Source organism: Dictyobacter halimunensis, assembly GCF_036245075.1.
Genome location: NZ_BSRI01000002.1, coordinates 4,018,758 through 4,044,331 on the forward strand (window position 1 = coordinate 4,018,758; position 25,574 = coordinate 4,044,331).

16 protein-coding genes are annotated in these 25,574 nt (G+C 57.8%); 4 read left to right on the forward strand and 12 right to left on the reverse strand.

Annotated features, from left to right (window positions below; genetic code table 11):
• Nucleotides 1-131: 131 nt before the first annotated feature.
• From AABA21_RS30620 to metH, 8 genes are all read right to left on the reverse strand, one after another.
• The gene (locus AABA21_RS30620; RefSeq protein WP_338256089.1) at nt 132-1,682 is read right to left on the reverse strand and encodes an SPFH domain-containing protein; all 1,551 of its coding nucleotides are present in this window, start codon (nt 1,680-1,682) and stop codon (nt 132-134) included.
• Between the two features lie 6 nt (nt 1,683-1,688).
• A complete protein-coding gene (locus tag AABA21_RS30625; RefSeq protein WP_338256091.1) occupies nt 1,689-2,447 on the reverse strand; it encodes an NfeD family membrane protein in 759 nt (252 codons plus the stop codon).
• Nucleotides 2,434-2,772, reverse strand: a complete 339-nt coding sequence (locus AABA21_RS30630; protein ID WP_338256093.1) for a hypothetical protein — start codon at nt 2,770-2,772, stop codon at nt 2,434-2,436. The genes AABA21_RS30625 and AABA21_RS30630 overlap by 14 nt, the downstream gene beginning before the upstream one ends.
• Before the next feature lie 169 nt (nt 2,773-2,941).
• Nucleotides 2,942-3,355, reverse strand: coding sequence for a hypothetical protein (locus AABA21_RS30635; RefSeq protein WP_338256095.1), 414 nt, complete (start codon nt 3,353-3,355; stop codon nt 2,942-2,944).
• A gap of 312 nt (nt 3,356-3,667) precedes the next feature.
• Nucleotides 3,668-4,831 (reverse strand): TQO small subunit DoxD, encoded by a 1,164-nt coding sequence (locus tag AABA21_RS30640; RefSeq protein WP_338256097.1) that lies wholly within the window; start codon nt 4,829-4,831, stop codon nt 3,668-3,670.
• Nucleotides 4,832-5,193: 362 nt separating this feature from the next.
• Nucleotides 5,194-7,644 (reverse strand): penicillin acylase family protein, encoded by a 2,451-nt coding sequence (locus AABA21_RS30645; RefSeq protein ID WP_338256099.1) that lies wholly within the window; start codon nt 7,642-7,644, stop codon nt 5,194-5,196.
• A gap of 172 nt (nt 7,645-7,816) precedes the next feature.
• Nucleotides 7,817-9,241 (reverse strand): cysteine--tRNA ligase, encoded by a 1,425-nt coding sequence (gene cysS, locus AABA21_RS30650; RefSeq protein WP_338256101.1) that lies wholly within the window; start codon nt 9,239-9,241, stop codon nt 7,817-7,819.
• 448 nt (nt 9,242-9,689) lie between these two features.
• Nucleotides 9,690-13,277, reverse strand: a complete 3,588-nt coding sequence (metH, locus tag AABA21_RS30655; protein WP_338256102.1) for a methionine synthase — start codon at nt 13,275-13,277, stop codon at nt 9,690-9,692.
• Nucleotides 13,278-13,731: 454 nt separating this feature from the next.
• Between metH and AABA21_RS30660 the strand changes: the two genes are divergently transcribed.
• Nucleotides 13,732-14,901: a carboxylate-amine ligase gene (locus tag AABA21_RS30660; protein ID WP_338256103.1), complete on the forward strand. Its 1,170-nt coding sequence runs from the start codon at nt 13,732-13,734 to the stop codon at nt 14,899-14,901.
• A 140-nt stretch (nt 14,902-15,041) separates the two neighbouring features.
• On the opposite strand, the gene AABA21_RS30665 is transcribed toward AABA21_RS30660, so the two are convergent.
• Together AABA21_RS30665 and AABA21_RS30670 are read right to left on the reverse strand one after the other, a co-directional pair.
• Nucleotides 15,042-16,226 (reverse strand): aminotransferase class V-fold PLP-dependent enzyme, encoded by a 1,185-nt coding sequence (locus AABA21_RS30665; RefSeq protein ID WP_338256104.1) that lies wholly within the window; start codon nt 16,224-16,226, stop codon nt 15,042-15,044.
• Nucleotides 16,227-16,404: 178 nt separating this feature from the next.
• Nucleotides 16,405-16,842 carry a YbjQ family protein gene (locus AABA21_RS30670; protein ID WP_338256105.1) on the reverse strand — a complete coding sequence of 146 codons (438 nt, stop codon included), beginning with the start codon at nt 16,840-16,842 and terminating at the stop codon, nt 16,405-16,407.
• Between the two features lie 152 nt (nt 16,843-16,994).
• Here AABA21_RS30670 and AABA21_RS30675 point away from each other — a divergent pair, with 152 nt between their 5' ends.
• Nucleotides 16,995-18,044 carry a homoserine dehydrogenase gene (locus AABA21_RS30675; protein WP_338256107.1) on the forward strand — a complete coding sequence of 350 codons (1,050 nt, stop codon included), beginning with the start codon at nt 16,995-16,997 and terminating at the stop codon, nt 18,042-18,044.
• A gap of 13 nt (nt 18,045-18,057) precedes the next feature.
• Here the strand turns inward: AABA21_RS30675 and AABA21_RS30680 are convergent, their stop codons facing one another.
• Nucleotides 18,058-19,707: a mucoidy inhibitor MuiA family protein gene (locus AABA21_RS30680; RefSeq protein ID WP_338256109.1), complete on the reverse strand. Its 1,650-nt coding sequence runs from the start codon at nt 19,705-19,707 to the stop codon at nt 18,058-18,060.
• A 317-nt stretch (nt 19,708-20,024) separates the two neighbouring features.
• Here AABA21_RS30680 and mutS point away from each other — a divergent pair, with 317 nt between their 5' ends.
• On the forward strand, nt 20,025-22,730 hold the full coding sequence (gene mutS, locus AABA21_RS30685; protein ID WP_338256111.1) for a DNA mismatch repair protein MutS: 2,706 nt from the start codon (nt 20,025-20,027) through the stop codon (nt 22,728-22,730).
• Complete coding sequence (gene mutL / locus AABA21_RS30690; RefSeq protein ID WP_338256112.1) at nt 22,730-24,511, forward strand: DNA mismatch repair endonuclease MutL; 1,782 nt, start codon at nt 22,730-22,732, stop codon at nt 24,509-24,511. Before mutS ends, mutL begins: the two co-directional genes overlap by 1 nt.
• Nucleotides 24,512-24,688: 177 nt before the next feature.
• Here mutL and AABA21_RS30695 read toward each other — a convergent pair whose 3' ends face one another.
• On the reverse strand, nt 24,689-25,516 hold the full coding sequence (locus AABA21_RS30695) for a hypothetical protein (protein WP_338256113.1): 828 nt from the start codon (nt 25,514-25,516) through the stop codon (nt 24,689-24,691).
• Nucleotides 25,517-25,574: the final 58 nt, after the last annotated feature.

Below are 25,574 nucleotides of genomic sequence, written 5' to 3' on the forward strand. Positions count from 1 at the left end.
TCCTGCACCTCCCTGCTTTTTGATAGGGAGCCGAGGAGGCCATGTTGCTACATGGGCCTCCCCTGGTTCTTTATTTCATCATTGGGGCGGTTGGTTGCCGCCCCGATGCGAAATGCTACTAATAAGTGGTACTAATTTTTGCCGGGGGCAGACTCAACTGCGCCGGTGCCGTTGGAGCGTGCGTTGCTCTCAGGGGCGTTGGCGCCGTCCTCGGTGCGTAGCGCGGGTACGTTGTTCATCAGGTCACCGATGCGGGTGCCGCTCAGCAACTCGAAGAGGGCCGGTACCTGGGCGACCATATTCATGATATCACCTGTCAGTCGGCTGGCACCAACGCCGTTGTTGTTGCCATCACCGCCGGTGGAGACGATGGTGACTTTATCAACTTTACCGAGAGGCTCGGCGATGGCACGTACGATCTCAGGCATGCCGGTGAGCAGTTTATCCAGTACCGCGGCCTGGTTGTACTCATGGAAGGCAGCTGCTTTGACTTTCATCGCGTCAGCTTCCGCTTCACCTTTGGCACGGATAACTTCAGCTTCGGCGAGACCACGGGCACGGATGACTTCAGCTTCGGCGAGACCACGGGCGCGGTTGGCATCGGCTTCACCAAGACCACGGGCCTTGGATGCATCCGCTTGACCTTGCGCTTCCAGGATCAGACGCTGTCTCTCAGCTTCGGCGACCGTCTCGACGCGGCGGCGCTCGGCCTCGGCGGCTTTCTGGATGGTGGCTTGCAGTTCCAGCTCACGGCGCTGAATTTCAGCCTGCTGCACTTTGATCTGGGCGTTCTTCTCGACCTCGGTCACACGTACGGCCTCAGCTATAACCTGCTGCTGCGTTACGTTGGACTGAATGTCGTAGGCTTTGTCGGCGCTGGCCTGCTGCTTCTTGACTTCAGCATCGAAGGAGGCTTTTTTCAGGGAGAGGTTTCTCTGTGATTCCGCCTGCAGGGCCAGTGATTCGGCCTCGGCTTTCACACGCTCTTGATCGGCCAGGGCACGGGCGACGGCCGACTCACGGGAAGCATTGGCCTGCTGGATCTGCGTATCGCGCTGCGCCAGGGCGGCGGCGATATCGGCCTGTTTGCGGATCTGCGCGATCTGCGGACGACCCATATTGACGATATAATCGTTTTCGTCGCGCACATCTTTAATGGTGAAGGAGATAACTTCCAGCCCCATCTTCTGCATATCTGGTGTGACGGTGCGCAGCATCTTGCCACCCACGCTCTCAGGATCTTTCACCAGGTCCTCAACGGTCAGCTGACCGACAATTCCACGCAGGTGGCCTTCCATGACCAGGCGGATCAGGTTCTCGCGATCCTCCTGCGTTTTGTTCAGGAACTGCTCGGCGGCGGTGCGAATGCTCTCATCATCCGAGCGCACCTTAATCTGGGTGACGGCCTCGACGTTGACTGCCACACCCTGGGTGGTGTAGAGGGCCTGCCGTGGAGCGACATCAAAGGACATCAATTCGAGCGAGAACTCCTGGGCGCGATTGAACAGAGGAATAACCAGTTTGGCTCCCCCTGTGATCACATGTGTGCCCCCTTGACCATAGACGATCAGTGCCTGGTTGGGGCCAACCTTGCGCAGCAGGGCGCCCCATACGCGCACAAAGATGACGACGATGAGCAGAAAGGCAACGATACCAATGCCAACGAGGGCGAAGAGACTCATAATGATTTACTCCTTTTTTGTATCATTACGCATAATATATTCAGAGTCATTTTTATTGGGTTCCTCAAGAAGTGCGCGTAGGGTAGCCATGTCGTCGTCTTCGGGCTGCAGCAAGCTTGCCGAATCCTCCTGGTTTACAAAGTGGTCCCAGGTATCAACCTCGGCGATGCCGTGCTGATAATTGACCACCACCACCTCCTGATCGCGCTCCAGCCGACGATTATCGATGCTGCGTGCCGGAATGCTCTTACGCATGCCGCCAGGAGAAATGTAGAGGATCTCGCCCAGCCCATTTTTTTGAATGGTAATGCTGACCTTGCCCAGCAAGCCTGTGCGGTCGGCTACGTCCTGTACGGTGGCCGCTTCGCTGCCACCCAGCAAACGTGAAAACATCGTTAAGAAGAGGGCCGCTACAACGATTCCGCTTACGCAGGCGATTGCCAGGATGATGGCCATGCCAAAGTCGGTATTTGTATGCAAGGCATAGCCAAAGAAGCCAAAGCCAATCAAGAAAAGTACAATACTGGTTGGATTGATGATGCTAAAGAGTGAAAAATGGCCTTCCCCGCTGTTCGCGTGGTGGGGATGCTGGGCACCACTATGGCCTGTTGGTGAATGACCTTCAATATGGACGTGATGGGCATGGCCGCCACCGTCCTGACCGTGATGACCCAGGTTGCCGAACAGTGCTGTAACGAGCAGGTAAAGGATGCCAATGAGAAAACAGCTGATGAACAAGAGTGAAAGTTGATCAGTTGCGATCATAGCGCTGCTCCTTCAATACTGGAGATACGATGGCGTATGCTCTTCGCTGCTCAACATGTTCGATGATGTTGATGATGCTGATGAGTATACCGCACGTCCCTGACATCCATGCTAGCGAGAGGCAGGGGAGTGCAGGGGACGCCCCGATAAATGCCAGGACAGGAAATAGCGTATCGGCGAAATAGCTAGCCATGACGAGTAGCACCGCGCCACTGATCAAGCACAGTGAAACCAGTATTGGATGACGTTGTAGGAGCGGATGCCGATCTTGCCAATGTTTGCCAGAGCCAACATGACTGTACAGCTCAAATTGTCGCGGCGCCATTGCCTCTCCTCTTTGTCTTTCGCTGGCACATTGCCTGCTGAGCAATGTGTATGAAAACTCTCATCAATGTCTCCACAAGTATGCCTGAACCCTTTGCCGGGGTTACTCACTATCTTGTCTTGATCCCATATACTATAGACGGGGTAAATGCGAGAAAATACAATCGGAGTTATTCAGTCTCCTCTTGCATATCCAGGGCATCGATAATCGCTTCGAGCTCTTCAATTGAGAGCTCCATAAAGGTGCGGAAGACCGCCAGGTAACGCCTTGGCTCTTCAACTTCCGCGAGCATCTGTAATAACTCGCTCAGGATGGGTTCGCGGCGCCATTCGGCCGCGTTGGCTATCAGCCATGTTCCCAGTCGATCACTCTCCTGACCGACCTCGGTAAGCAGATCGGTGCTGTAATCCGGCGGATCACTGACCAGATAGCCTGGATGAACTTTAAAGAAGCGTGCCAGCAGATCCCGGCTCGATGCCGTCAGATGGAGTCGTTTTGAGCTCTCAAGCTGTGAGAGATAGGCCTGACTGATGCTCACCCCTAGCTCCTGTTGCATTGTTTTCACAACTTCCATTTGCGTCATCGGGCGATTAAACCCTCTCAATTCGCCTTCTACTTCACGTAAATGTTTAATCTTCTCCGCTAGATTCATGCTTACCTCATAACTATTTGCTATAGCAAGTATAGCTAGATGCTATGTTATTGTCAAGAGAAAAAGAGGCTTTTTTGTAACCTGATCAGAATAGATGGATACCGCCCCCAATAAGAGAGATTAGCCACGTAACGTGCACGGACTAACCTCTCTTATTATAGCTGTCGCGGAGGGATCTGTATGCATGGCTAGGCTAGAATAGCCAGTTGAGCCATGTAGGTCCTATATTGCTGGCTTCTGTGGCTAGGCCTGTGTGATGGTGCCGGTGGCGCTATCGATATGGATGGTGACCGGTGTGAGCGGCGTCTCTGCGGGTCCCATGACGGGGTTGGCCTGTTGCGCGGGATCAAATTCGGCGCCATGGCAGGGGCAGACGAGGAGGTGCTGCTGTGGATCATAGTCTACCTGGCAGCCGGCGTGCGTGCAGCGCAGGTCATAGGCGACAAACTTGCCGCTGGGCAGGTGAATCAGCATACCGGCCTCGCCGCTACCGTTGATGGTAAATGGCACACCGCTATTATTGGGGACCGCGTTGACCTGGGCGATCTTGTTTCCTGTGGGAGCGCTGGTGGTGGTAGCTGTCGGCGTACCCTGGTCCCCGTCGTCGCCCTGGTTAGAAGTTGATGGTTGCGTGGCGATGGCCGTTGGCTGTTGCGTAATGGGCGGTGTGGCTTCCGACCGTGTGTTTACAATACGCGCCGCCATGGCGACGGCCGCCAGTGCAAAGGCACCCACGCCCCCGGTGATCAGTCCCATGAGAAAACCACGGCGGCTACGTCTTGCCTGCTGGATAGTTGCTCTCCTGGACATCTGCTTTTGGTGCGTGTTTACAGGTTGAGCTACTGGCTCTGCTAGCGACCTGGTTCCTATTATTAACATAGCGATTCGGGTGAGCGCTGATGGCGGTTGCTGCAGGTTGGTTGAGCGCGACGCGGGCGCGAACAGGTTTTCATCGATGGTTGGCAGTCCGGTATGGGATGGCCCTTTGAGCATAAGGGTTAACCAGGCGAAGACAAATACAATATCGGAGCCAAAGAAGTAGGGATAGACGCGCCAGGTTGCCGAGAGGAAAAATACCAGGCTCAGCAGCACGCCAAAGAAGGCGGCTGGGCGCAGGAGCAGACCAAGCAGGGTCCCCACACCGATGGCGATCTCTCCAAAGGCGACTAAAAAGCCGAAGAGCTGGGCGTGAGGAACAGCTACATGGAGTAAGAAGTCTTTTAATGGCGATGCAGTAGCATATCCTGCCAGCTGCTTACCAATATAGCCGGCCTTTGTGGGATCAAAAAACTGTGGATCGGCCAGTTTCTGTATACCTGCATACACGAATGTAACGCCAAGAAACAGGCGTAATGGCAGCAAGATCCAATCCGGAGATGGTGCTATCGCGGGTCTTTTTTCTTGCATAAGGGTGATTGCTTCCTCTTTTTTTGAACATGTCTGAAAGCTGGACGTTTCGCCCCTGCGGCGCTCACTTGATTTTATAGGGGTGGATGCAACATAACAGGTGGCGGCAGCGGACGCCCAAGCATGGGCGTCCAAATTATCTTATTTATAAAACGTCAACATGATAGCACGATTAAAGATGAGTGTGATTTTGTGGGGAAGAAAAGTAGATGCACAAAAATAATGAGGCTTGCACATGCGAACAAGCCTCGTCTGAAGTGATGTAGAGCCTGTGACTCACTCTAGCATTTCACATGACAACAGTATAAGCGCGAAAATTCAAGAAACTATCACAGATTTGTAAATTTTCTTTAGGGTTTCTCTCATGGCTTATTGGGATTTAAATGCAATGTTCCTTCCGCCTGCGCTTCTATCTCTTCGCGCCGATAAAGCATGGGATGCGTCTGCCCGCTGCGCCAGAGGGCGATAAAGTCATCATAGTGTTTGCTGCCGGGCTGTCCCGACTGGCCTGGTGCGTGGATTGAGCTCGAGCGCGAGAACTGATCCAGGTCGACGATCTGACGGTATGAAGGGACCACCATCACGTTTTCGGGATCGGTGATGATGGAGGAGCCGACATTGACGGTATCGCTATCACCGCCGACCGAGAAGGGTCCGCGATTGAAGAAGCTCTCCACCGCCTTTACCGCTCCCAGCGGATGCGTGTACTTCATCTTATGGATCGCCCCGTACTGCCAGCGCAGAATATTGCTGCCCAGCCTGTCCCGCAACTCTTCCAGCGTGGCCTCAAAGGCGCGCTCCAGCGCGACCGACCACGTTTTGGGTCCATTGGGGATGACCGAGTCGCTAAACCAGTCGGCTGGCTGCTCGCGCAACAGACGCAGTAGCAGGGGTCTATTACGACCGGCATAGCCGTTCAATGTTCCCAACGCGTTCAGGCTTTTGCCCAGGTACTGGTGGATGAGCTCCTCATCATCGCCCAGCAGCGCGTCCAGCACCAATCGCTCCAGCTTGCGGATAAAGGTAGTGTAGAGGCTGGCCCCGATGCTGGTGGTGTTCAATTGATAATCCCAGGTCTGCAGGATCTCGTGGGCCGCGCGCTTGAGCGCCGTGTTGGCCTCTAACTGAAGCATATAGGGGACCACCTCGGTGGCCGGGATGCAGTAGTAATCATTCTGGATGCGCGACATATCTTCGACCGTAAGCTTCTGCTTTTCGGTCAGCATCTGCTGGATGCGCTGGGCGCGATAGCCGTTGAGCCATTCATGGGTGATGTAGTAGGGATAGTTGTCGTCGATGACCCGGTTGTTGGCGGTAACCAGGTAGTGCTGCTCTGGATTGTATACCTGGGGCAGTTCCTCGAAGGCGATGCGACCAGTCCACTCGTACTCGCCTGTCCAGCCGGGCATCGGTACCAATGCCAATCCCTGGGCGCGAATGGGGATATAGCCCGCCATGACATAGCCAATGTTGCCTTCGCGATCGGCATAGACGAAGTTCTGCGCCGGTACATCCCAATCGCGCAGCGCGTTTTGAAACTCTTGCCAGTTGCTGGCGCGATTCAGGTTGCGGATCGCCGAGAGCAAGGTACCGGATTCCAGTCCGGTCCAGCGCAGTGCCAGCGGGAGTTCGTTGGTCTGTCCCTCGCTGGTTTGAGGCTGCGAGATGGCGGGGATATGGGTCACGATGGGGCCGTGGCGTGTGACACGCACCTCTTCAACTACGGGCATATCCTGCCCTTTGACCTTGATCTCCTCACGAATGATCTCGGCCTCTTCCCACTGGCCCGCGAACTCGTACTGCCGTGGATTTTCCGGATTAAACTTCTCAACGTATAGATCCTGTACATCCGATATCGCGTTGGTGACGCCCCAGGCGATCTGCTGGTTGTGACCGATGATGATGCCGGGCGCGCCTGGGAAGGTGGCACCGGTGACGTCCAGATCCTTTGAGACCAGGTGACATTCAAACCAGATCGATGGCGCGGCCTGTCCCAGGTGTGGATCGTTGCAGAGCAGGGGGGCGCCGCTCTCGGTCATGCTGCCATCTACCACCCAGTTGTTGCTGCCGCCCATCACACTGAATCCGCTCAGGGTCTGAATTTGCTGATACTGTTCGAGCAGGCCCAGGTTGATGCCCTGATACGAGATGCCCGGTGGCAAGATCAGTGGATGTTCAGGATCATAGCCCGGCTCTAATTTTGCCGCGCGCTCGACGCCAACTTTTTCGACGATGCGCGCGCGAATCAGTTCGGTCTCCCAGTTGCCACCCAGAGTCCATCCCTGGACCTTACCCCACTGGAGGGTATGCGCAGGCTGCCAGGGTTCGGGGCGATAATTGAGCAGGCGAAACTCTACCGGGAGCTTATTCTGGTTGCGCCGTATAAAGCTATTGACCCCGCTGGCATAGGCCTCCAGCACGCGCAGGTCCGCTTCTGGCAGAGACTCCACGTCGGCCACCGCGGCCCGGTGCATGCCCAGGCGTCGGCAGAAGCGATCGGCCTCCAGCGTTACCTCGCCAAATATCTCTGACAGGCGGCCAGATCCCAATCGTCGATGCAGATCCATCTGCCAGAGGCGATCCTGCGCATGGATATAGCCCTGCGCGAAATAGAGATCATCATCGTTGTTGGCGTAGATATGGGGGACCCCATATTGGTCTGTAATGATCTCTACCGGATCATGCAGTCCCGCAATCTGGATGGTGCCACTGGTTGAGGGGAGCTGGCGATGGGTCAGGAGTGAATAGAAACCATTGACAAAACCACCCAGCTCACCGGTCTTGTTCAGGTTTTTGCGCCACCAGGATGCCATGAATTGCCCTCCTTGCTATTGGATCGCGTCATCGTCGTAGGTGCGCCCCTTGCGGGCGCTTCTTGTTATTGGATCGCGTCATTATCGTCGTAGGTGCATCTCCGTGGGGCGAGGGTGGAAGCGCCCGCAAGGGGCGCACCTACGACGATTGATGATGTATCTTTTTGAGCAATTATACCAATTGTGTGCCCTGTGGGGTGTCGCGCACCTCGAAGCCCATGCTCTTCAGCTGGTCGCGCAGGCGATCCGATTCTTTCCAGTTGCGGGCAGATCGGGCCGCGTCGCGCTGGCGAACCAGCTCCTGCGCCTCGTCACTGACGGTTACAGGCGCTTTGGGGGCCACTTTATCCAATTGTAGACCCAGAACCCGGTCAAAGTCCAGTATCAGGTGGCGCCGCTCGGCGGGCGCGATCTTGTTGGTGCGTGCCGCCTCGCGGGTGATGCTGATCGCCACCGGCAGGTCCATGTCGTTGTTGATGGCTTCGTGGAACGCCTCGCGCGTGCGCTGCGCTTCCTCCGACCAGCTGGCGGGCGCCTCTTCTACCGGTAGCTCGGCGATATCGGCGCGCAGATTGTTCAGGGCGTTCTGGGCGGCATTGATCGAGTCATCGGTAAAGTTGAGCTTCGAGCGATAGTGGGCCGTCAGCAGCAGATAGCGATAAGCCATCGGCTCGATGCCGCGCTCCTTCAACGAGCTCAGCAGCAAGACGTTGCCGACCGAACGCGACATCTTGCTATTGCCGAAGTCCAGGAACTCGTTGTGTACCCAGTACTGCACCGGACGCTTGCCGGTCGCGCCCTGGCTCTGCGCAATCTCGTCTTCATGATGCGGGAAGACCAGGTCGATGCCGCCGGTGTGGATATCAAACTGTTCGCCCAGGTAGCGGGTGGCCATGGCTGAGCACTCGATGTGCCAGCCAGGGAAGCCGACGCCCCAGGGACTCTCCCAGTTCATCTGGCGCGTGGCGTCGCCATGCTTCCAGAGTGCGAAATCCTCCGCGTTCTGCTTATCTTCCGCCACCTCCATCTGCACGCGTCCATGACCACCGGCGCGCAGATTCTCGACCGTGTTGCCCGACAGCTCGCCATAGTCTGCAAAGCGGCTGACCGCGTAGTAGACATTGCCATCGCTGACATAGGCCAGTCCCTTCTCGATCAGCCTATTGGTTATCTCGATCATCTCGGGGATGTGTTCGGTGGCCTTTGGCACGATCTGCGGCGGTAGGATGTTCATCTCGTCGCTGTCGCGCAGGTATTGCTGCGTGTAGTGGGCCGCGATCTCATAGGCCGAGCGCCCGGTCGTACGCGCCTCGTGCTCCAGTTTATCCTCGCCGCCACGGACATCGTCATCCTCGTGCAGGTGGCCAACATCGGTGATGTTGCGCACCAGCGTGACCTCGTAGCCGTTGTACTCTAAGATGCGGCGCAGCCAGTCGGTGGTGGTAAACGAGCGCAGGTTGCCGATGTGAATATCTTTATAGACGGTGGGGCCGCAGTTATAGATGCCCACCTTTGGGGCGTGCAATGGTTTGAATAGTTCTTTGGTACGCGTCAATGTATTGTACAGGTAAACTGGTTTGCTTGCTTGCGTTGACATGAGCAAATCTCCTCTATCCGTAGGTGCGCCCCTCGCGGGCGCTTGTTTGTGTGCATGTGCGCGTGTGCGCGTGTGTATATGCTTGCTCTATTGTATCAGTCCGTTATGGTACGAGGTAGCAGCTCAGACAGAAGACGTGTGGGGGAAGTGAATCATAATGGTCGTTGGAGAACACGCCAAATTACGTTCATAGAGGGCTGAGCTACTCCTAAAAGCTGCCTCTATGAACGCACAGACAGGTGCAATTGTGCATTCTGACGTTCACGAATCTCTCCAACATATCAGGTTTTCCTGCATTATTTTGGTATCATTATACCATACAAATTCAACCACGCCAACGCCACCGGATGGCGGCGTTGGCGTGGTTGAGGCGGAAAGCGCACGCGAGGTGCGCACCTATGGGCACGCACGCCACGCCAACGCCATAGGTGCGCACCTCGCGTGCGCTTTATGAAACGCCGACCGCCTCGGCGTTGGGCAGCCGGATGGCGAAGTAGACGGCCTGCTGGTGATGGGTGATCATGGCGGCCGTCGACTGCTCGGGGACTAGCTGGTAGGCCTCGGTCAGGGTGACTCCGATGCTCTGTTCGACGGGGAGCAGCTTGAAGAGCTTCTCGTGGTCGGCCAGGTCCGGGATGGCGGGATAGCCCCAGCTGTAGCGGCGGCCACGGGCCTCGTCGGTCAGGCCGAGCTCCTGGCGCACCACGCGATTGGTGTATTCGGCCAGCCCCTCGGCCATCTCAACGGCCAGCCCATGCAGGAAGTAGGCCTCGGAATACTCTCCTTTGTCCTGCAGTGCCTGGATGGCCTCACTGGCCTCATGTCCCATGGTGACGACCTGTAGAGGGAGCACATCTACCTTGCCGCTCTCCACCGAGGCGAAGTAGTCCGCCATGCATAGGCGGTCATGCTCTGTCTGGCGGCGGAAGACGAAGCGCGTCACCTCGCGCAACTGGCCGTCCCGCTGGAACTGTTCTGGATCATAGACGATCAGTTCGTTGCCGCTGGACTGGCAGGGATAATACCCGTAGACCACTTTCGGCTGCAGGTAGCGTTGCTGGCGCGCCTCGCGCAGCATGCGATCCAGACGGGGCTCAAAGTCCTGCTTCACCAGGCGGTTAAACTCCTCGCCATGCGATTTGCCGCCCCAGTGCAGGCGATACAGCGTCTTGTAATCCATACAGGCCGCGATATCTTCCAGGCCGATGCGTTCAAGGATGCGCGGTCCCCAGAATGGCGGCGTGGGAATCGAGGCCGCCGGCTGCACGCTGCTGGATGGCGTTGTGCTTACCTCCTGTTTGACCGGCGCCGCCTCGGCGCTCTTCGCGTTCTTCTTCAGGCGTTCGTTCAATGCCTCATCCTGGATGCGCTGCACAAACTGCTTCTTCTCCGTTATGGTATTGGTCAGCTTATCGACGATATCCAGTCCCTCAAAGGCGTCGCGGGCATAGAAGACGCCCGGCTCATAGGGTGTGGGAACCGAGTCGACCTTCTGGTCATCCACAAAGAGGATACGGCGTCCAAAGGAACGGTTGATGGCGGCGCCACCGATGATGACCGGGAAGGACAGCTCGCGCTTGTGCAGCTCTTTGACGCACAGCGGCATCTGCTTCGAGGTGCTAACCAGCAGGGCCGAGAGGCCGATCACGTCCGCCTTGACCTCCATAGCCTTTTCCAGGATCGTATTCAGCGGCACCTGCTTGCCCAGGTCGTAGACGGTATAGCCGTTGTTGCTGAGGATGGTGTTGACCAGGTTCTTGCCGATATCGTGTACGTCGCCATAGACCGTGGCCAGCACGACTTTGCCCTTGGTGTAGCCCTCCTGCTTCTCCAGGTAGTTTTCCAGGTGCGCCACCGAACGCTTCATTACCTCGGCCGATTGCAGCACGAACGGCAAGATCAGTTCGCCGGCGCCGAAGCGGTCACCTACATCTTTCATGGCGGGCAGCAGTACCGTATTGAGCACGTTGACGGCCGCGTCGTTGTTGTTGACCTGCATGCTGGCGGCGCGCTCGGCCACCACCTGGTCGATCAAGGGTTCGATCCCTTCTTTGCGGCGATGCAGGATCTGCCAGTGGATGCGCTCGGCGACCTCCATGCCTTCGGTGGGATCAACCTTATCGCTGTCGTCGCTCTTCTGTGGACCATGCTGCTCAAAGTAGTTGATGTAGCGCGGCAGCGCATCGGGCCGGTTAAAGATCAGGTCGTCGGCCAGCTGGCGCTGCTCATCGTCGATCTCCGCGTACGGCTTGATGTGGGAGGGATTGACGATCGCCATATCCAGTCCCGCTCGTACCGCGTGATAGAGGAAGACGCTATTGAGCACCGCGCGCGCGTGCATCTTCAGACCAAAGGAGCCGTTGCTGACGCCCAGGATCGTCATCACGCCCGGCAACTCGGCCTTGATGCGCTTGATCGCCTCCAGCGTCTCGATGGCCGCCGTCTGCAGCTCCTCCTGTCCCGTAGTGATCGGGAAGGTCAGGGGATCAAAGACCAGCGCGTTGGGCGAGAGCCCGTACTCATTGACGCAGATATCATAGATCTTATGAGCGATCTCGACCTTGCGCTCGATTGTCTTGCCCATGCCGATCTCATCAATAGTCATCGCGATCACCGCCGAGCCGTGTTCCAGCGCCAGCGGCAGTACGTTTTCGATTTTCTGACGTCCCATCTCCATATTGATAGAGTTGATCAGGACGCGTCCGGGGGCGATCTCAAGGGCCGCCTTGATTACGTCGGCCTCGGTACTATCGATGACCAGCGGAGCTTCATTACCCATGGAAAGTTTTTTGACCAGGGTCGCCATCTGGATATCTTCATCGGTGCGCTCGGTCAGGGCCACCTGGACGTCTAAGACATGGGCGCCACCCTCGACCTGCTCGCGACCAATGGCCAGCAGAGTATCATAATCATCGGCCAGCAGCGCCTGTTTGGCTTTGCGGCTGCCGGTGGCGTTGACGCGCTCACCCACGATCAGGGGAGGCGGATCCTGCTGCATCGAGGTGGAGCGAATGCCACTTGAAAGGAAAGGAGGGATGATCTCCCGGAAGTTCTTCTGCGCGATATTGTTATCCGCGATCGGTCGTGGCTGGCGTGGCGCGTTGCGACAGGCTTTGACGATAGCTTGCAGATGCTCATGGCTGCTGCCGCAGCAGCCGCCGATGATATTCACCCCGAACTCGGTCACAAATTCGTAGAGCGCCTTCGCCATCGGTTCGGGCTCCATCGGGTAGACGGCCTGTCCATTTACGTTCAGTGGGATGCCAGCGTTGGGAATGGTCGAAATGGGCAGAGGACAGTTCTCGGCCAGGAAGCGTACGGGCTCGCGCATGTGTTCGGGACCCGTCGAGCAGTTGAGGCCGACGATATCCACGCGCAGGGAGACCAGTGTCGTCATCACCGCCGCGATATCGGTTCCCAGCAGCATGCGGCCGCTGGTATCCAGTGAGACCTGGGCCTGGATCGGCACCTGCCGGTCCGCGTCTTTCATGGCCTGGCGCAGACCGGTGATGGCCGCGCGTACCTCCAGAATGTCCTGGCTGGTCTCGATCAAGAAGACGTCCACGCCGCCCTCCAGCAGACTCTTGCCCTGCTCGCGGAAGAGCGCCACCAGCTGCTGATAGGTGATATTGCTTAGCAGAGGATCGTCGGAGGAAGGAAGCATGCCGGTGGGGCCAACCGAGCCCGCTACGAAGCGCGGCTGCTCGGGCGTGCTAAAGCGATCCGCCACCTTGCGCGCCAGCTGCGCCGCCGCCAGGTTGATCTCATGCGTCAGGTGGCCCAGCCCATACTCATCCAGCTTCAAACGGCTGGCGGTAAACGAATCCGTCTCAATAACGTCGCAGCCCGCCTCCATAAAGCCCGTATGGATCTCCTCGATGACATTGGGCTTTGTCAGCACAAGGTATTCATTGCAGCCTTCGGTCGCTTCGCCACCATAATCTTCGGCGGTCAGTTGATAGCGTTGAATATTTGTGCCCATCGCTCCATCATAGATCAAAATACGCTGGGCCAGTGTATCGAGAAATCGGCTCATTCTTCCCTCCGAACTTCTGGGTAAGCTATATATGATACATATATAAAATACGTTTTTGCTGGAATCAGGCGCCCTCGCGCATACATGAGATGGAGATAACCACCCCCGGCGCTCTTGACCGTAAAACCCAGGCACCAGGTTTTGTGCATGATGACCCCGCACGTACAACCTGGAGGGGTAGCTGAATAGCAGACGAGTGCTTCTGGTTGGGGCCTGCTATAAAATTAGCTGGATATGATCTTCCTCGGTCTATAGGTGTCATGGTGTATTATAGCATGAGCCGTGTAGCAATAGGGAGGTTCAACTTATACACAGAGTCCATATTTTTGTAGCCCGCTGTATGCATTCTATTGCATAGCTATGAAAAGCCTGGATCTCAACTATCATCGAGATCGTGAATAGTAGAGTAACGATTGTATGAATTGGTTACGGATTTTTGATGGAGGGTTGGCACATGGCACAACGTTTTATGCTCGGGATCGAGGAGGAGTTTCAACTGGTCGATGCAAAGACCGGCAAGCTGGCCTCGCGCGCCCAGAGTATCCTCGATAAAGGGGCTCCCATCTTCGAAGAGCAGATCAAGCCGGAGATGCTGCAATCTGTGCTGGAATTTGTCTCGCCCGTTCTGCCGGATATTGGTGCGGCGCGCATGGAGCTGTATACCTCGCGTGCGCTGCTGGCGCGCATCCTGCAAAAAGAGAACCTGGCGTTGATCAGCGCTGGTACCCACCCTAGCTCCTCCTGGCATGAGCAGAAACCAACTCCCCACGAACGCTATATGGAGCTGGAGGAGGAATATCAGGACGTGGCTCGCTCGATCCTGATCTTTGGCCTGCACGTCCATGTCTCTGTGGATTCGAAGGAGCAGGCGATCCAGGTCATGAACCAGGTACGTACCTGGCTGCCCCATATCCTGGCGCTTTCATCGAACTCGCCCTTCTGGAATGGGCGCATGACCGGCATTAAATCCTATCGTTCCGTCGTTTGGAAGCGTTTCCCGCGTAGTGGTACGCCCGACATCTTTGAGAACCTTGAACACTTTGATCGCTTCGTCAACGACCTGGTCGAGATGGAATGCATCGACAACGGCAAGAAGATCTGGTGGGATATCCGCCCCCATCCGTTTTTCGACACCATCGAGTTTCGCATCAGCGACATGCCGGCGACGATCGAAGATACGCTGGCCCTGGCCGCGCTCTGCCAGGCTCTGATTGCCAAGCTGGTCAAGATGAATGAAAAGGGTGAAAAGGTCCCCATCCTCTCGCGTGACTACATCGATGAGAACAAGTGGCGCGCCATGCGCTATGGCCTGGACGCCGAGGTGGTCGACTTCACTAACAAGCGCAGGGCCAGCATGCGCGACTCCTTCCGCGAACTGCTAGACCTCGTTGATGACGTCGTCGATGAACTGGGCAGCCGCCGCGAGATGGACTATATTCGTGCCCTGTTGGATGATCCACGTGGCACCGGGGCCGATCGTCAGATGGAGGCCTTCCGGCAAACCAACGATCCCGACAAGGTCAGCCACTTTCTTATGGAGCAGACTATGCAGGGCGTACAGCTGGACGACGCCATGCTCTACGACAAATTCATCCGCTTCAAACCCTACGAAGCCTCCATTTAAGGCCGTTGATAATGCCCCGGCAGCCTCGAAAGGCGCCGGGGCATATGCGCCATAACCCCATACACATGCGCGGCATCCCGTAGGTGCCAGGCTTGCCCTGGCTTGTCGCGAAGCGACCCTGTACCCGGGCACACGCGCCCCTAAAAATCGGAGAGCTGGGCGATCGCCGCGCTGAAGCGCGTCAGCTCCTCCTGTGTATTGTAATAGTGCACGGAGGCGCGCACCATCGTCGTCAGACCACGAGCCTCCAGATCCAGCCGCGTCGAGCTTTGCACGGCTACCGACACATTGATCTGCTGTTGCGCCAGCTGCTGCTTGATCTCCTCCGGCTCGACCCCCTCGACCGTAAAGGTGACGATCCCGCACTGCGTAATGCCGCGATCGCGCACAATGACGCCGGGAATGGGGCTGAGCTGCGTGCGCAGGTTATAGCCAAGCTCCTTGACGCGCCGCCAGATGTTGTCGACACCCCAGTCGAGCGCGTAATCTATGGCCCGCGCCAGACCGATCTTGCCCGCGTAGTTGGTCTCCCAGTTCTCGAAGCGGCGCGCGTCCGAGCGCATCTCATAGTGGTCCTTGCTTACCCAGGTGGCCGCATGTAGATCAAGGAAGACCGGTTCAAGCTGCTCGATCAGCTCGCGCCGCACATATAGAAAGCCGGTGCCACGCGGACCGCGCAGGTACTTGCGGCCCGTTGTAGATAGCATGTCGCAGCCGATCTTCTGCACGTCGATCGGCATCTGTCCCACTGATTGACAGGCGTCAACCAGGTACAGGATGCCTGCCTTGCGCGCCACCTTGCCGATCTCGGTCACCGGATTGACCAGTCCGCCGCTGGTTGGTACATGGGTGATCGAGATCAGCTTCACCCGCTCGTCCAGCATATTGCGCAGCGCCTCGACCGAAACCTGCCCATATTGATCGTCTGGAATCGCCTCAACCACGGCCCCGGTCTTGCGCGCCACCTGCAGATACGCGATATAGTTGCTGGCATATTCCGCCATCGAAGTCAAAATACGATCACCGGCTTTAAATGGGATAGCATAGAAGGCGGCATCCCAGGCGCGGGTCGCGTTCTCCACAAAGGCGATCTCATCGCGCGTACAATTGATCAAGGTCGCCGCGGCATCGTACGCATGCTCCAGCACCTCCTGCTGCCGCTCAACCGCCTCATAGCCACCGATCTGCGCCTCCAACTGCAGATGCGCAACCGTCGCTTCCAGTACCGGTTGCGGCATCAACGACGAACCTGCATTATTCAGATGCAGGACATGCTGGCTTCCCGGCGTCTCCAGCCGCGCCCGCTCGACATCAAATAAAGGCATAGCCCACTCCTCATTTTTACTTGCTATTGTAGCAGACTAGCCGCTCCATGAAACCAGCCAATTCCCTTGTTATATCGACATCTATCTATTCGTATAGCCATGAAATAAAGATAGCTTCTATACTATAGAAACGGTTCGAGCACACGCCCGAACCGTTTAGGAGTTCTGAGAAGGGGAGTTAATTAGTGGGGATGACGACACGGCCCTGGCCGGTGGGTGGCAGGTTGGGTCCGGCGCCCACATAGCGCACGGCGGTGCCGATGGCGGTCACCTCCATCCACTCGTTGTTGTGCATGAATTCAACCTTGATATCCGCGCCGATTACGCCATCCGCGCCCAACTGGTCGGCCTCAAACTGCATGCGACTGAGCGCCAGTTCACGGGCCTGGTACATCAGCTCGGAATATTCTTTGAGCTCGCCCTGAAAATTGCCTTTGATGCCAACCAGCCAGTTGCGCACCGCGCCCATCGAATAGATACAGTTGCCGATCACCAATCCCATGGGCTGGAAACCTTTGTCGACCACCAGCCAGAACTCCTGTCCGCTGAGGTCGGAGGTGAAGGCGCGCCCACGATAACCCGGCTTCACTTCCATGGCATGACGAGGTCCATTCATGCTCAGTTCTCTCGCTTTCTCTAAAAACAATCCATCCGCGCTCTTCCAGCAAAGAGTTGCAGCGGTGCATTTTTCATGCTCATAGTGTACCATGTATCAATCGCTATGTTAGAATAAACGCACGTAGTATCGATATTTCCAATAGGAGTTTTATGAAGACTTATAATCTCTGCCTGCTTGGTTTTGGCAACGTGGGGCGCGCGCTATTGATCTTGCTGCAGGAGAAGGCCGCTGAGCTGCGCGAACGTTATCAGATCGAGTGGCGTCTCACCGGGGTGGCGACCCGGCGCCTGGGCTGGCTGGCCAATCCAGACGGACTCGACGTGTCCGCTTTGCTGGCCGGGCAGTTTGAACAGCTACCGACAGTTGCCTCTGGTGATGATGTGCGAGACTGGCTGTCCGCCGCCAGGGCCGATGTGCTGTTTGAATTGACCTCGTTGAATGTTGACACAGGCCAGCCCGCTATTGAGCATATCAGGGCCGCGTTGGAGCATGGCGCCCACGCAATTACGGCCAATAAGGGGACTGTGGTGCATGGCTATCACGAACTACAGGCGCTGGCGCAACGACAACGGCGCAGCTTCCTGTTTGAGGCTACCGTCATGGGTGGCGCACCTATCTTCTCACTCTTTGCCAGCAGCCTGCCGGCCTCCAATATCAATCGCTTCCGTGGCGTAGTTAACTCGACCAGCAACGTCATCCTCGAAGAGATTGAGCGGGGGAAGAGCCTGGAGCAAGCGATTCAGACCGCGCAGGAACTGGGGATCGCCGAGACCGATCCTTCGGCCGACATTGATGGCTGGGACGCCGCCGTCAAGGTGAGCGCGATCGCGACGGTGTTGATGGATACTCCTACGCCGCTGGCGAAAATAGAGGTGGAGGGAATTCGCCACCTGGATGCGGAACAGGTGCGGGCCGCGCGCGCCGCCGGTACGCCGTATAAGCTGGTGGCCCAGATCGAGAAGGTGGAAGAGGGGATCAGGGCTTCTGTGAAGCCGCAACGCCTGTCTCCACCCGATCCGCTGGCCGCGGTAACGGGTGGTTCTATGCTGGCCCACTTTGAGCTCGATACCCTGCCAGGCCTGACGATCACACTGGATGTACCAGACTATGGTCCCGCCGGACCCCTGGGCCCGGCGGTCACCGCCTATGACGTGCTGGCCGATTTTATTCGCGCCGTTCAATCAGAACAGCGCGGTTGAACGATGTTTCAGGTCAGGGCAGGCCGACGACGCGCAGGCCCTGTGGATGCTCAACCACGAAGCGATACTCGATAGTAAACTCTCCGTTGGCTGGTAGAACCTGTTCCCAGGTGAGCAGTTCCAGCCGGGTGCGCTCGGCTGGCTGAGGCGTGATGCTCTGCACCCTGACCTTGATGCGCTCATGCTGCGGCACCGGGATATGATCTTTAATCACTACCTTGCGGGGTGCCGTCGCGTAGTTATGGACGTTGATGCGATAGGCGTACGTGCTGCGCCGGATATCGCCCTGCAGCAGGTTTCCTTTGTCAACTGAGCGCTCGATCGGCTCGCGCTTGATCTTCAGGCTATCATCGATACCCAGGAAGATCTTGAACTCCTCGCGTGCCGCTGTGAAGTCCAGTTTGGTGGTGCCGACGTATTCGGCGTCCAGGAAGATGCTGGCCTGACCGTCCAGCAGGATGCGCTCGGTAGAGTTGACGACGGTCGCGCGCATATGGGCGTTGGTCTCCAGGGCTGGCGCGCTGACGTAGTCAAACTCACAGGGCAGATCGTCGCGGGCGATCGTCGTCTTGTGCGGCGAATTGTCGGACGGGATATCGACCGAGCGACCGACGCGGAAGACCAGCGCGGTCCCGCTGCGCTCGACGGTGGCGGTCGCGATCTCCGCCTCGACTGGCGCCGGGGCAGGTGGCTCTATCTCATCCTCTTCCAGGGCGAAGCTCCCACCTGGGGCTGCCACCCGCGATCGCAGCATACCCGTAGGATGGGCACCATACGCGGTGGCGGACATAGGCGCCGCCATGGGAACGGCCATAGGACGTGGTGGTGGTGGGTTGTATTCCTTGAGATACCAGGGCTGCAGTTCTGGCAGGATCGCTGCCTGGCTGGGGCGGGCCGTCGACAGCGCCAGCTCTACGTGTTCCCAGTTCTCGCCGGTAGATTGCTGTACCATGCCAATATAGGTGAGCTCGACCGTGCCCCTGGTCTGTTGCCCATCGATATGCACACGAATATCGTATTGTGGATACCAGGAAGCGTTGCGCACCAGGTAGGAGATCTCCAGTTCCAGTTCGCCGGCGCTGGCCAGTTCAACTGTGATCAGGGCCGCCTGGCGATCGCTGGAGATCTCATCGCCCTGGCGCTGATAATACTCCCGCTGCCGAGCATCAATTTGGGATTGAACCTGCTGGATCTGGGTCTGTAGCTGCAGCGCGGCCTCGGCATCCTGGGTGGCCTGGGCCGACATAAAGCTAAAGAAATCTGAGCAATCCTGCGGCTTCATCTGTCCCTGGGCCAGTCCGCGCGCGAAATCGCGGGATTGCTCGCCGAGCGCGCGCAGCCACTGACGCCGATCATTGAGCGCCTCCTGCCGGGCCTGCAGCAGCTTCTGCTGATGCTGCAGCGCATCCAACTCTGTTTGGATGCGTGCCAGGTCCTCCTCAGGTGGCTGGGGATAGAAAGCGGTGGTAATATCAACATTAAGGATACGCGTTCCCTGAGGTCCATGGCCGGAGGCGCGCAGTGAGTCCCGCAAAAATTGAGGTAGATTGTTGACGCGGACCTCGTGCTCGCCGGCTTCAAGCGTAACCTTGCCCTTGCGCGTCACCAGCGCGCGATCCGCGTAAACCGTGACAGCCGTAATGGGAGCAGTAATGTCTGTCATGTGATATATAATTCCTTCCAATATATGATGGAATCGGGCCTCAACCATAGGCCCTTATTGCAGGCAAAGAAATAGGAATTGGATGTGTCTCATGTACTGATAATGTACACTATGAAGTACGTCAGTTGCCAGAAAAAGTTCAGCCAACAACCATCCTATTTGGCCGTTTTCTCGTCTTTATTCTACTTGTGCCGTATGAATTTGCTGATTGCTGTCCAATATAGTACCACCTTTTGACAGTGCGTAAAGAATGCGGTAATGTACGGATGTTCAATGCGACTTGATTGTACCCTGTGTTATGCCGAGGTGTGTATTTTATGGCGACCCTGAGCCCGGCCCGCAAGCAATATCTAGAATTCAAGCAACAGTTTCCCGATGCGATCTTGATGTATCAGGTGGGCGATTTTTTTGAGACGTTTGATGAAGACGCCTATATTACCGCGCGTGAACTCCAGATTGTGCGTACGACGCGCACCTATAGCCGGGGCAAGGAGCGCGTTCCCCTGGCTGGCATCCCCAAGCATGCCCTGGAGAACTATGTGGGCAAGTTGATCCACCGGGGCTATAAAGTGGTGGTCTGCGAGCAGGTGGGGGAGGTTAGCAAGGGACGCGACGTGGTGGAGCGGGCCGTTACGCGCATCCTGACCGCCGGTACCCTGTCAGAACCTAACCTCTTGCCGGTACGCCAGAACAATTACCTGGTTGCCATCTCCACGGGACGAGTGCAGACCGCGCTGGCCGCCGTGGATGTCAGTACCGGCGAATTTATGGTGACCTGGTTTGCCCCGGATGATCTGCCGGTGGCCCTGGATGCGGAGCTGCAGAGGCTGGCCCCGGTTGAGTGTCTGTTGGTCGAGGGGACCCATAAAGAGGATTATCAGTTCCCCGCCAACAACGTGACCATCACCCATTGCCCACCATATTTTTACCAGGAGGAGGCCGCCTATCAGCGCCTCTGCCGCCAGTTCGGTGTGCAATCCCTGGAATCATATGGCTGCGAGGGCCAGCCGCAGGCTATCGCGGCGGCCGGCGCCATCGTAGCCTACCTGGAAAAGATGAACGGTTCGCTGCTCTCGCTGCTGACCGCCCTGCATTCATATAGTACAAATCAGTTTATGGTATTGGACGCCCATACCCAGCGCAATCTTGAGCTGCTGCAGGGGACGCGCAGCGGCACGCTGCAGGGGAGCCTGCTGGCGGTGCTGGATCGTACAATTACCCCGATGGGGGCGCGCCTCCTGCGCCGTACGCTTACGCAGCCGCTGCTGGATCTGAATATCCTGAATGGACGGCTGGAGAGCATTGAGGAGCTGTATGAGAGCCCGGCCATTCGCACGCGCTTCACCATGTCCCTGCAGGAGCTGGGCGATCTTGAGCGCGTCTCGGGCAGGATCAGGCAGGGGACGGCCGTGCGTAACGAGGTGCTGGGTCTGCGCGACTATCTGGCCGAGTTGCCGACGCTGCGCGATCTCTTACAGAGCTGCGAATCCAACCTGCTGCTAGAGATCGCCGAAGACCTCGATCCATGTCCCCAGGTGCGTGATTTGATCAACCAGGCGCTGCTGCGGCCCGACGAGGAGGGTGATGAGGGTGATGAGGGGCGCATGATTCGTCCCGGCTATCATGCCGAGCTAGATGAGCTGTTTAACTCGATTCGCGACTCGCGCCGCTGGATGATCTCACTGGAGGCGCGCGAGCGCCAGCGCACTGGCATCAAGGCCCTCAAGGTGGGCTTCAATAAGGTCTTTGGCTACTATATCGAAGTCAGCAATGCTAACCTCAAGCTGGTTCCCTCCGACTATATGCGCAAGCAGACGCTGGTCAACGCCGAGCGTTTTATCACACCCGAGTTGAAGGAGCACGAGGCGCTGATCCTGAGCGCCGTTGAGCGTATCGAGGAGATGGAGCGCAGCATCTACGCCGATGTGTTGCGCCAGATCGCTTTCTACTATCCCCAGTTGATGGGCAGCGCAGCCGCCGTGGCCCGCATCGATGTCCTGTTGAGTCTGTCCGAGGTGGCGGCCCACCAGGGCTATGTGCGACCAGTATTGGAGCAGGGGCGGTGCCTGCAGATCGTGGGCGGTCGCCATCCGGTGGTGGAGTATACGCTGAACGGCGATGTCTTTATCCCCAACGACACCAACCTGGAGGCGGCGAGCGCCGAACGTATCGTGTTACTGACGGGACCCAACATGGCCGGCAAATCGACCTATCTGCGCCAGGTGGCGCTGATTACCCTGCTGGCCCAGATCGGCAGCTTTGTGCCCGCGCGCAAGGCGCAGATCGGCCTGGTGGACCGCATCTTTACCCGCGTGGGTGCCGAGGATGACATCGCCTCCGGCAAGAGTACCTTTATGGTCGAGATGGAGGAGACGGCGACCATCCTACACCACGCCACCAGCCATAGCCTGATCATTCTGGACGAGATCGGGCGCGGTACCAGCACCTATGATGGACTGGCTATCGCGCGCGCCGTGGTAGAGCACCTTCATGACGAGGTTCAGGCTCGCACCCTGTTCGCGACCCACTATCATGAGCTGGCGGCCCTGTCCGCGCAACTAGGACACCTGCACGTTTATACGGTTGCCATCAATGAGGACGACCCCAATGGCATCGTCTTCTTGCATCGCGTGGTGCCCGGCTGCGCCGAGCGCAGCTTTGGTGTGCACGTGGCGAAACTGGCCGGCATGCCGCCTTCGATCGTAAAGCGCGCCGAAACGGTGCTCTCTCAACTCGAGACCAATCAGGCTGCTACTATAGTGCCAGATCAGCGGTCATCAACGCGGGCCGACCGCGTGGCCGAGTCTAATGGCTACTATCATCCTCAGAGCGAGTCCAACCGAGCGGAACCTGCGCCTGCCCTGTACTGGCAGACCGAGGCGGCTCGTGGGATCGCTGAAGCGGTGGAGCGCGGTGAGCGCGCGCCGTCGCTCGACGATATCGATGTCCAGGCGATTACCCCTCTGGATGCCCTGAATCTTTTATCTTTCTTACAACGACACAAAAAGAATGCAATGTATTGATGAGCCAGCTATTTGAGTTTATGATCCAACGGCCAGAATTCGTACGCACGGCCCTGCATGAGCTGCCGCCAGCCGTTGCCGAGCGCATCGCCGCCGGCGAGGTAATCGAGCGACCGGTGTCTGTGGTGAAAGAACTGGTCGAGAACGCATTGGACGCGGGCGCTCAGGATATTCGCGTCGAGGTGCGCGGTGGCGGACTGCGCCTGATCCGCGTCAGCGACGATGGCTATGGCATCCCGGCTGAGGATCTGGCGGCGGTCTGTGAGCGCCATACTACCAGCAAGCTGACCGCCTTTGAGGACCTGGAGCGTCTGCATACGCTCGGCTTCCGTGGGGAGGCCCTGGCCAGCATCGCGACCATCGCGGAGGTCACCATTCAGAGCCGCGCCTGGGAGACGGAGCAGGAGGAGGGAGAGGAGCAGCCGGCTTACTGGTATACCTGGCGCGGCGGGCTGGTGCAGGGTCATGGCCGCAAGGCGCGTCCTCACGGCACCACCGTCACCGTCACCGATCTGTTCTATAACGTGCCGGCACGGCTCAGCTACACCAGGGCGGCCCGCACCGAGAACGGCCATATCGTCCAGCTGCTTCGCCGCTACGCGGTCGGCTATCCCTCTGTGCGCTTCAACCTGGCCCTGGACGAGCATACAGCTATCCAGACCAGCGGCAGCGGCAGCCTGGCCACCACCCTGACCGAGCTCTATCATATCTCACTGGAAGAGATGCTGCAGGAGATAGACGTCAGCGATGGAGAGCACTACCGGTTGAGGGGCTACCTGGGTAACCGGGTGCTGGCGCAGGGGAGCCGCCAGTATATAACCCTGTTTATCAACGGACGCTGGGTGCAGTCCCGTGTCCTGCAAGACGCGCTGGAGGAAGGATATCGCAGCCTGCTTCCCAAAGGCAAGCATCCCTTGCTGGTGCTGGCGTTGGAGGTGCCGCCCGATGAGGTGGATGTCAATATCCATCCCGCCAAGACCGAGGTCCACCTACTGCAGGAGGCAAAGATCAAAGAGGCGGTGACACAGACCATCAAAGGACTGCTGGAGCGCAGTCCGGTGGTGCCGGAGGCCGTGCAATTTCCCGGACCCGTGCTGGCGACGCAGCGGCGTTTGCCAGGACCCCGGCGCCGGGGTCTGCATGTCGCCGAAAGCTCTGAGGGCTATCGCGCCGAAATCGCCGAGCCGGGCACGGCGGAGGTGATCGTCAGCCTGCGTCCCCTGGCACAGCTACAGCAGGCCGTGATCCTGGCCGAAGCTCCTGATGGCAGCCTCTACCTGGTCGATCAGCACCGCGCCCACGAGCGCGTCATCTACGAGCACCTGCGCAGCACCTATAGCGGCGTCAGGCCCGAAGAAGAAGAGATCCACTCTCATCTGCTGCTGGAGCCGGTGATCATCGAAATGAAGCGCTACGAGGCTGAACTGCTGGAGCAGCGCCTGCCCATGCTGCGCGGCCTGGGCATCGAATGCGAACGCTTCGGCGGGCGTAGCTTTCTGGTCCGCTCGGTCCCGGCCAGCGAGGGGAGCGAGCAACTGGCTGCCCACCTGCAGGAACTGGCCGAACTGGCCGCCGAAGATAGCACCGACTGGGAGGACCATCTCTTGATCGGGCTTGCCTGCCGCTCCGCCCTCAAGCGCGGCCGAGAACTGGGTCCAGGCGAGCAGCGTACCCTGCTCAAAAATCTCGCCACCGTATCCGCTCCCGCCGTCTGTCCCCACGGCAGCCCCATCCTCCTCCACTACAGCCGTAACTTCCTGATCAACAAATTCGACTGGTAATCCTGTTTCATGAGGGCGATGGTGCACCTGTGGATGTCCTATTTTTAGGAGTTGGTGCCACAGCACAGATGGGTGCGGCTGCACCCATCTATGCTGTGGCACCAACTCCTAAAAAATAACAGGTGAGCGCCGTAGGCGCGTAGAGTCAGGGGCCGCAGGCGCGAATCCTACAATTCCTCAATAGCGCACCATGCGCACCAACCCTTCGGCAATGATCAGGAAGACGAGGTCCAGGACCAGCAGGACCGATAGGGCGAAGTCGATGCGCGAAGAGATAAAGGTGGCGACCGCCAGTAGATCATTGAAGCGTTGCGCGTACCAGACGGCGATCACAAAGAGGGTCGCCAGCGCCGCCAGCGTCAACACGAACCAGCGGGCGCCGTGCCAGTCCTGGTGACTGGGCCATAGTTCGGAGGTCACTGAAAGGATCAGGTAGGGGGCGAAGATCAGGGTCCACAGCGGCCAGCCCGCACGAATGATCTGCCATTGCTGATGGGCGACATCGAAGGGGATATCCCAGATCGTATAGCCGGTGGTAACCCAGTAGAGAAACATAAAGGCTGCGGTACCACCAAAGAGGGGGGCCACGCCGCTAAAGCCATCACCGACATAGCTCATGAAGCGTCCCTGCGGGCGCACGTACTGTACCTCTCCCAGTTGCAGGGATTGCGGCCCATTGCGCCGGACGACGCGTCCATTCCCCACGCGCTGTCCCATAGGTCTGATGCGGAAGAGGGTCACACTGGTAATGCGAAATCCGAACGGCGCGAAGAGCAGCACGACCAGCGCGTGACTGAGCTCATGCACAATGACGCCCGGCGCATTGAGCCAGAACCAGATCAGCAGACCTTTTTCGCGCATAGTGCGATAGCCAAATTCATCGACGCGCCGGCGCAGCGCCTTGCGCGTCATGCGTAACAAGATAAAGAGAACAAAAACTCCGGCAATAATGAGCCAGGGTTGATATGGAGCAATCTGCTCCATAAGTTTGGTCTCTGGTGTCATTTCTCTCCAATCCTTACTTCTGCTCGCTTTATCTCAATCGATATTGTATACGTATTTT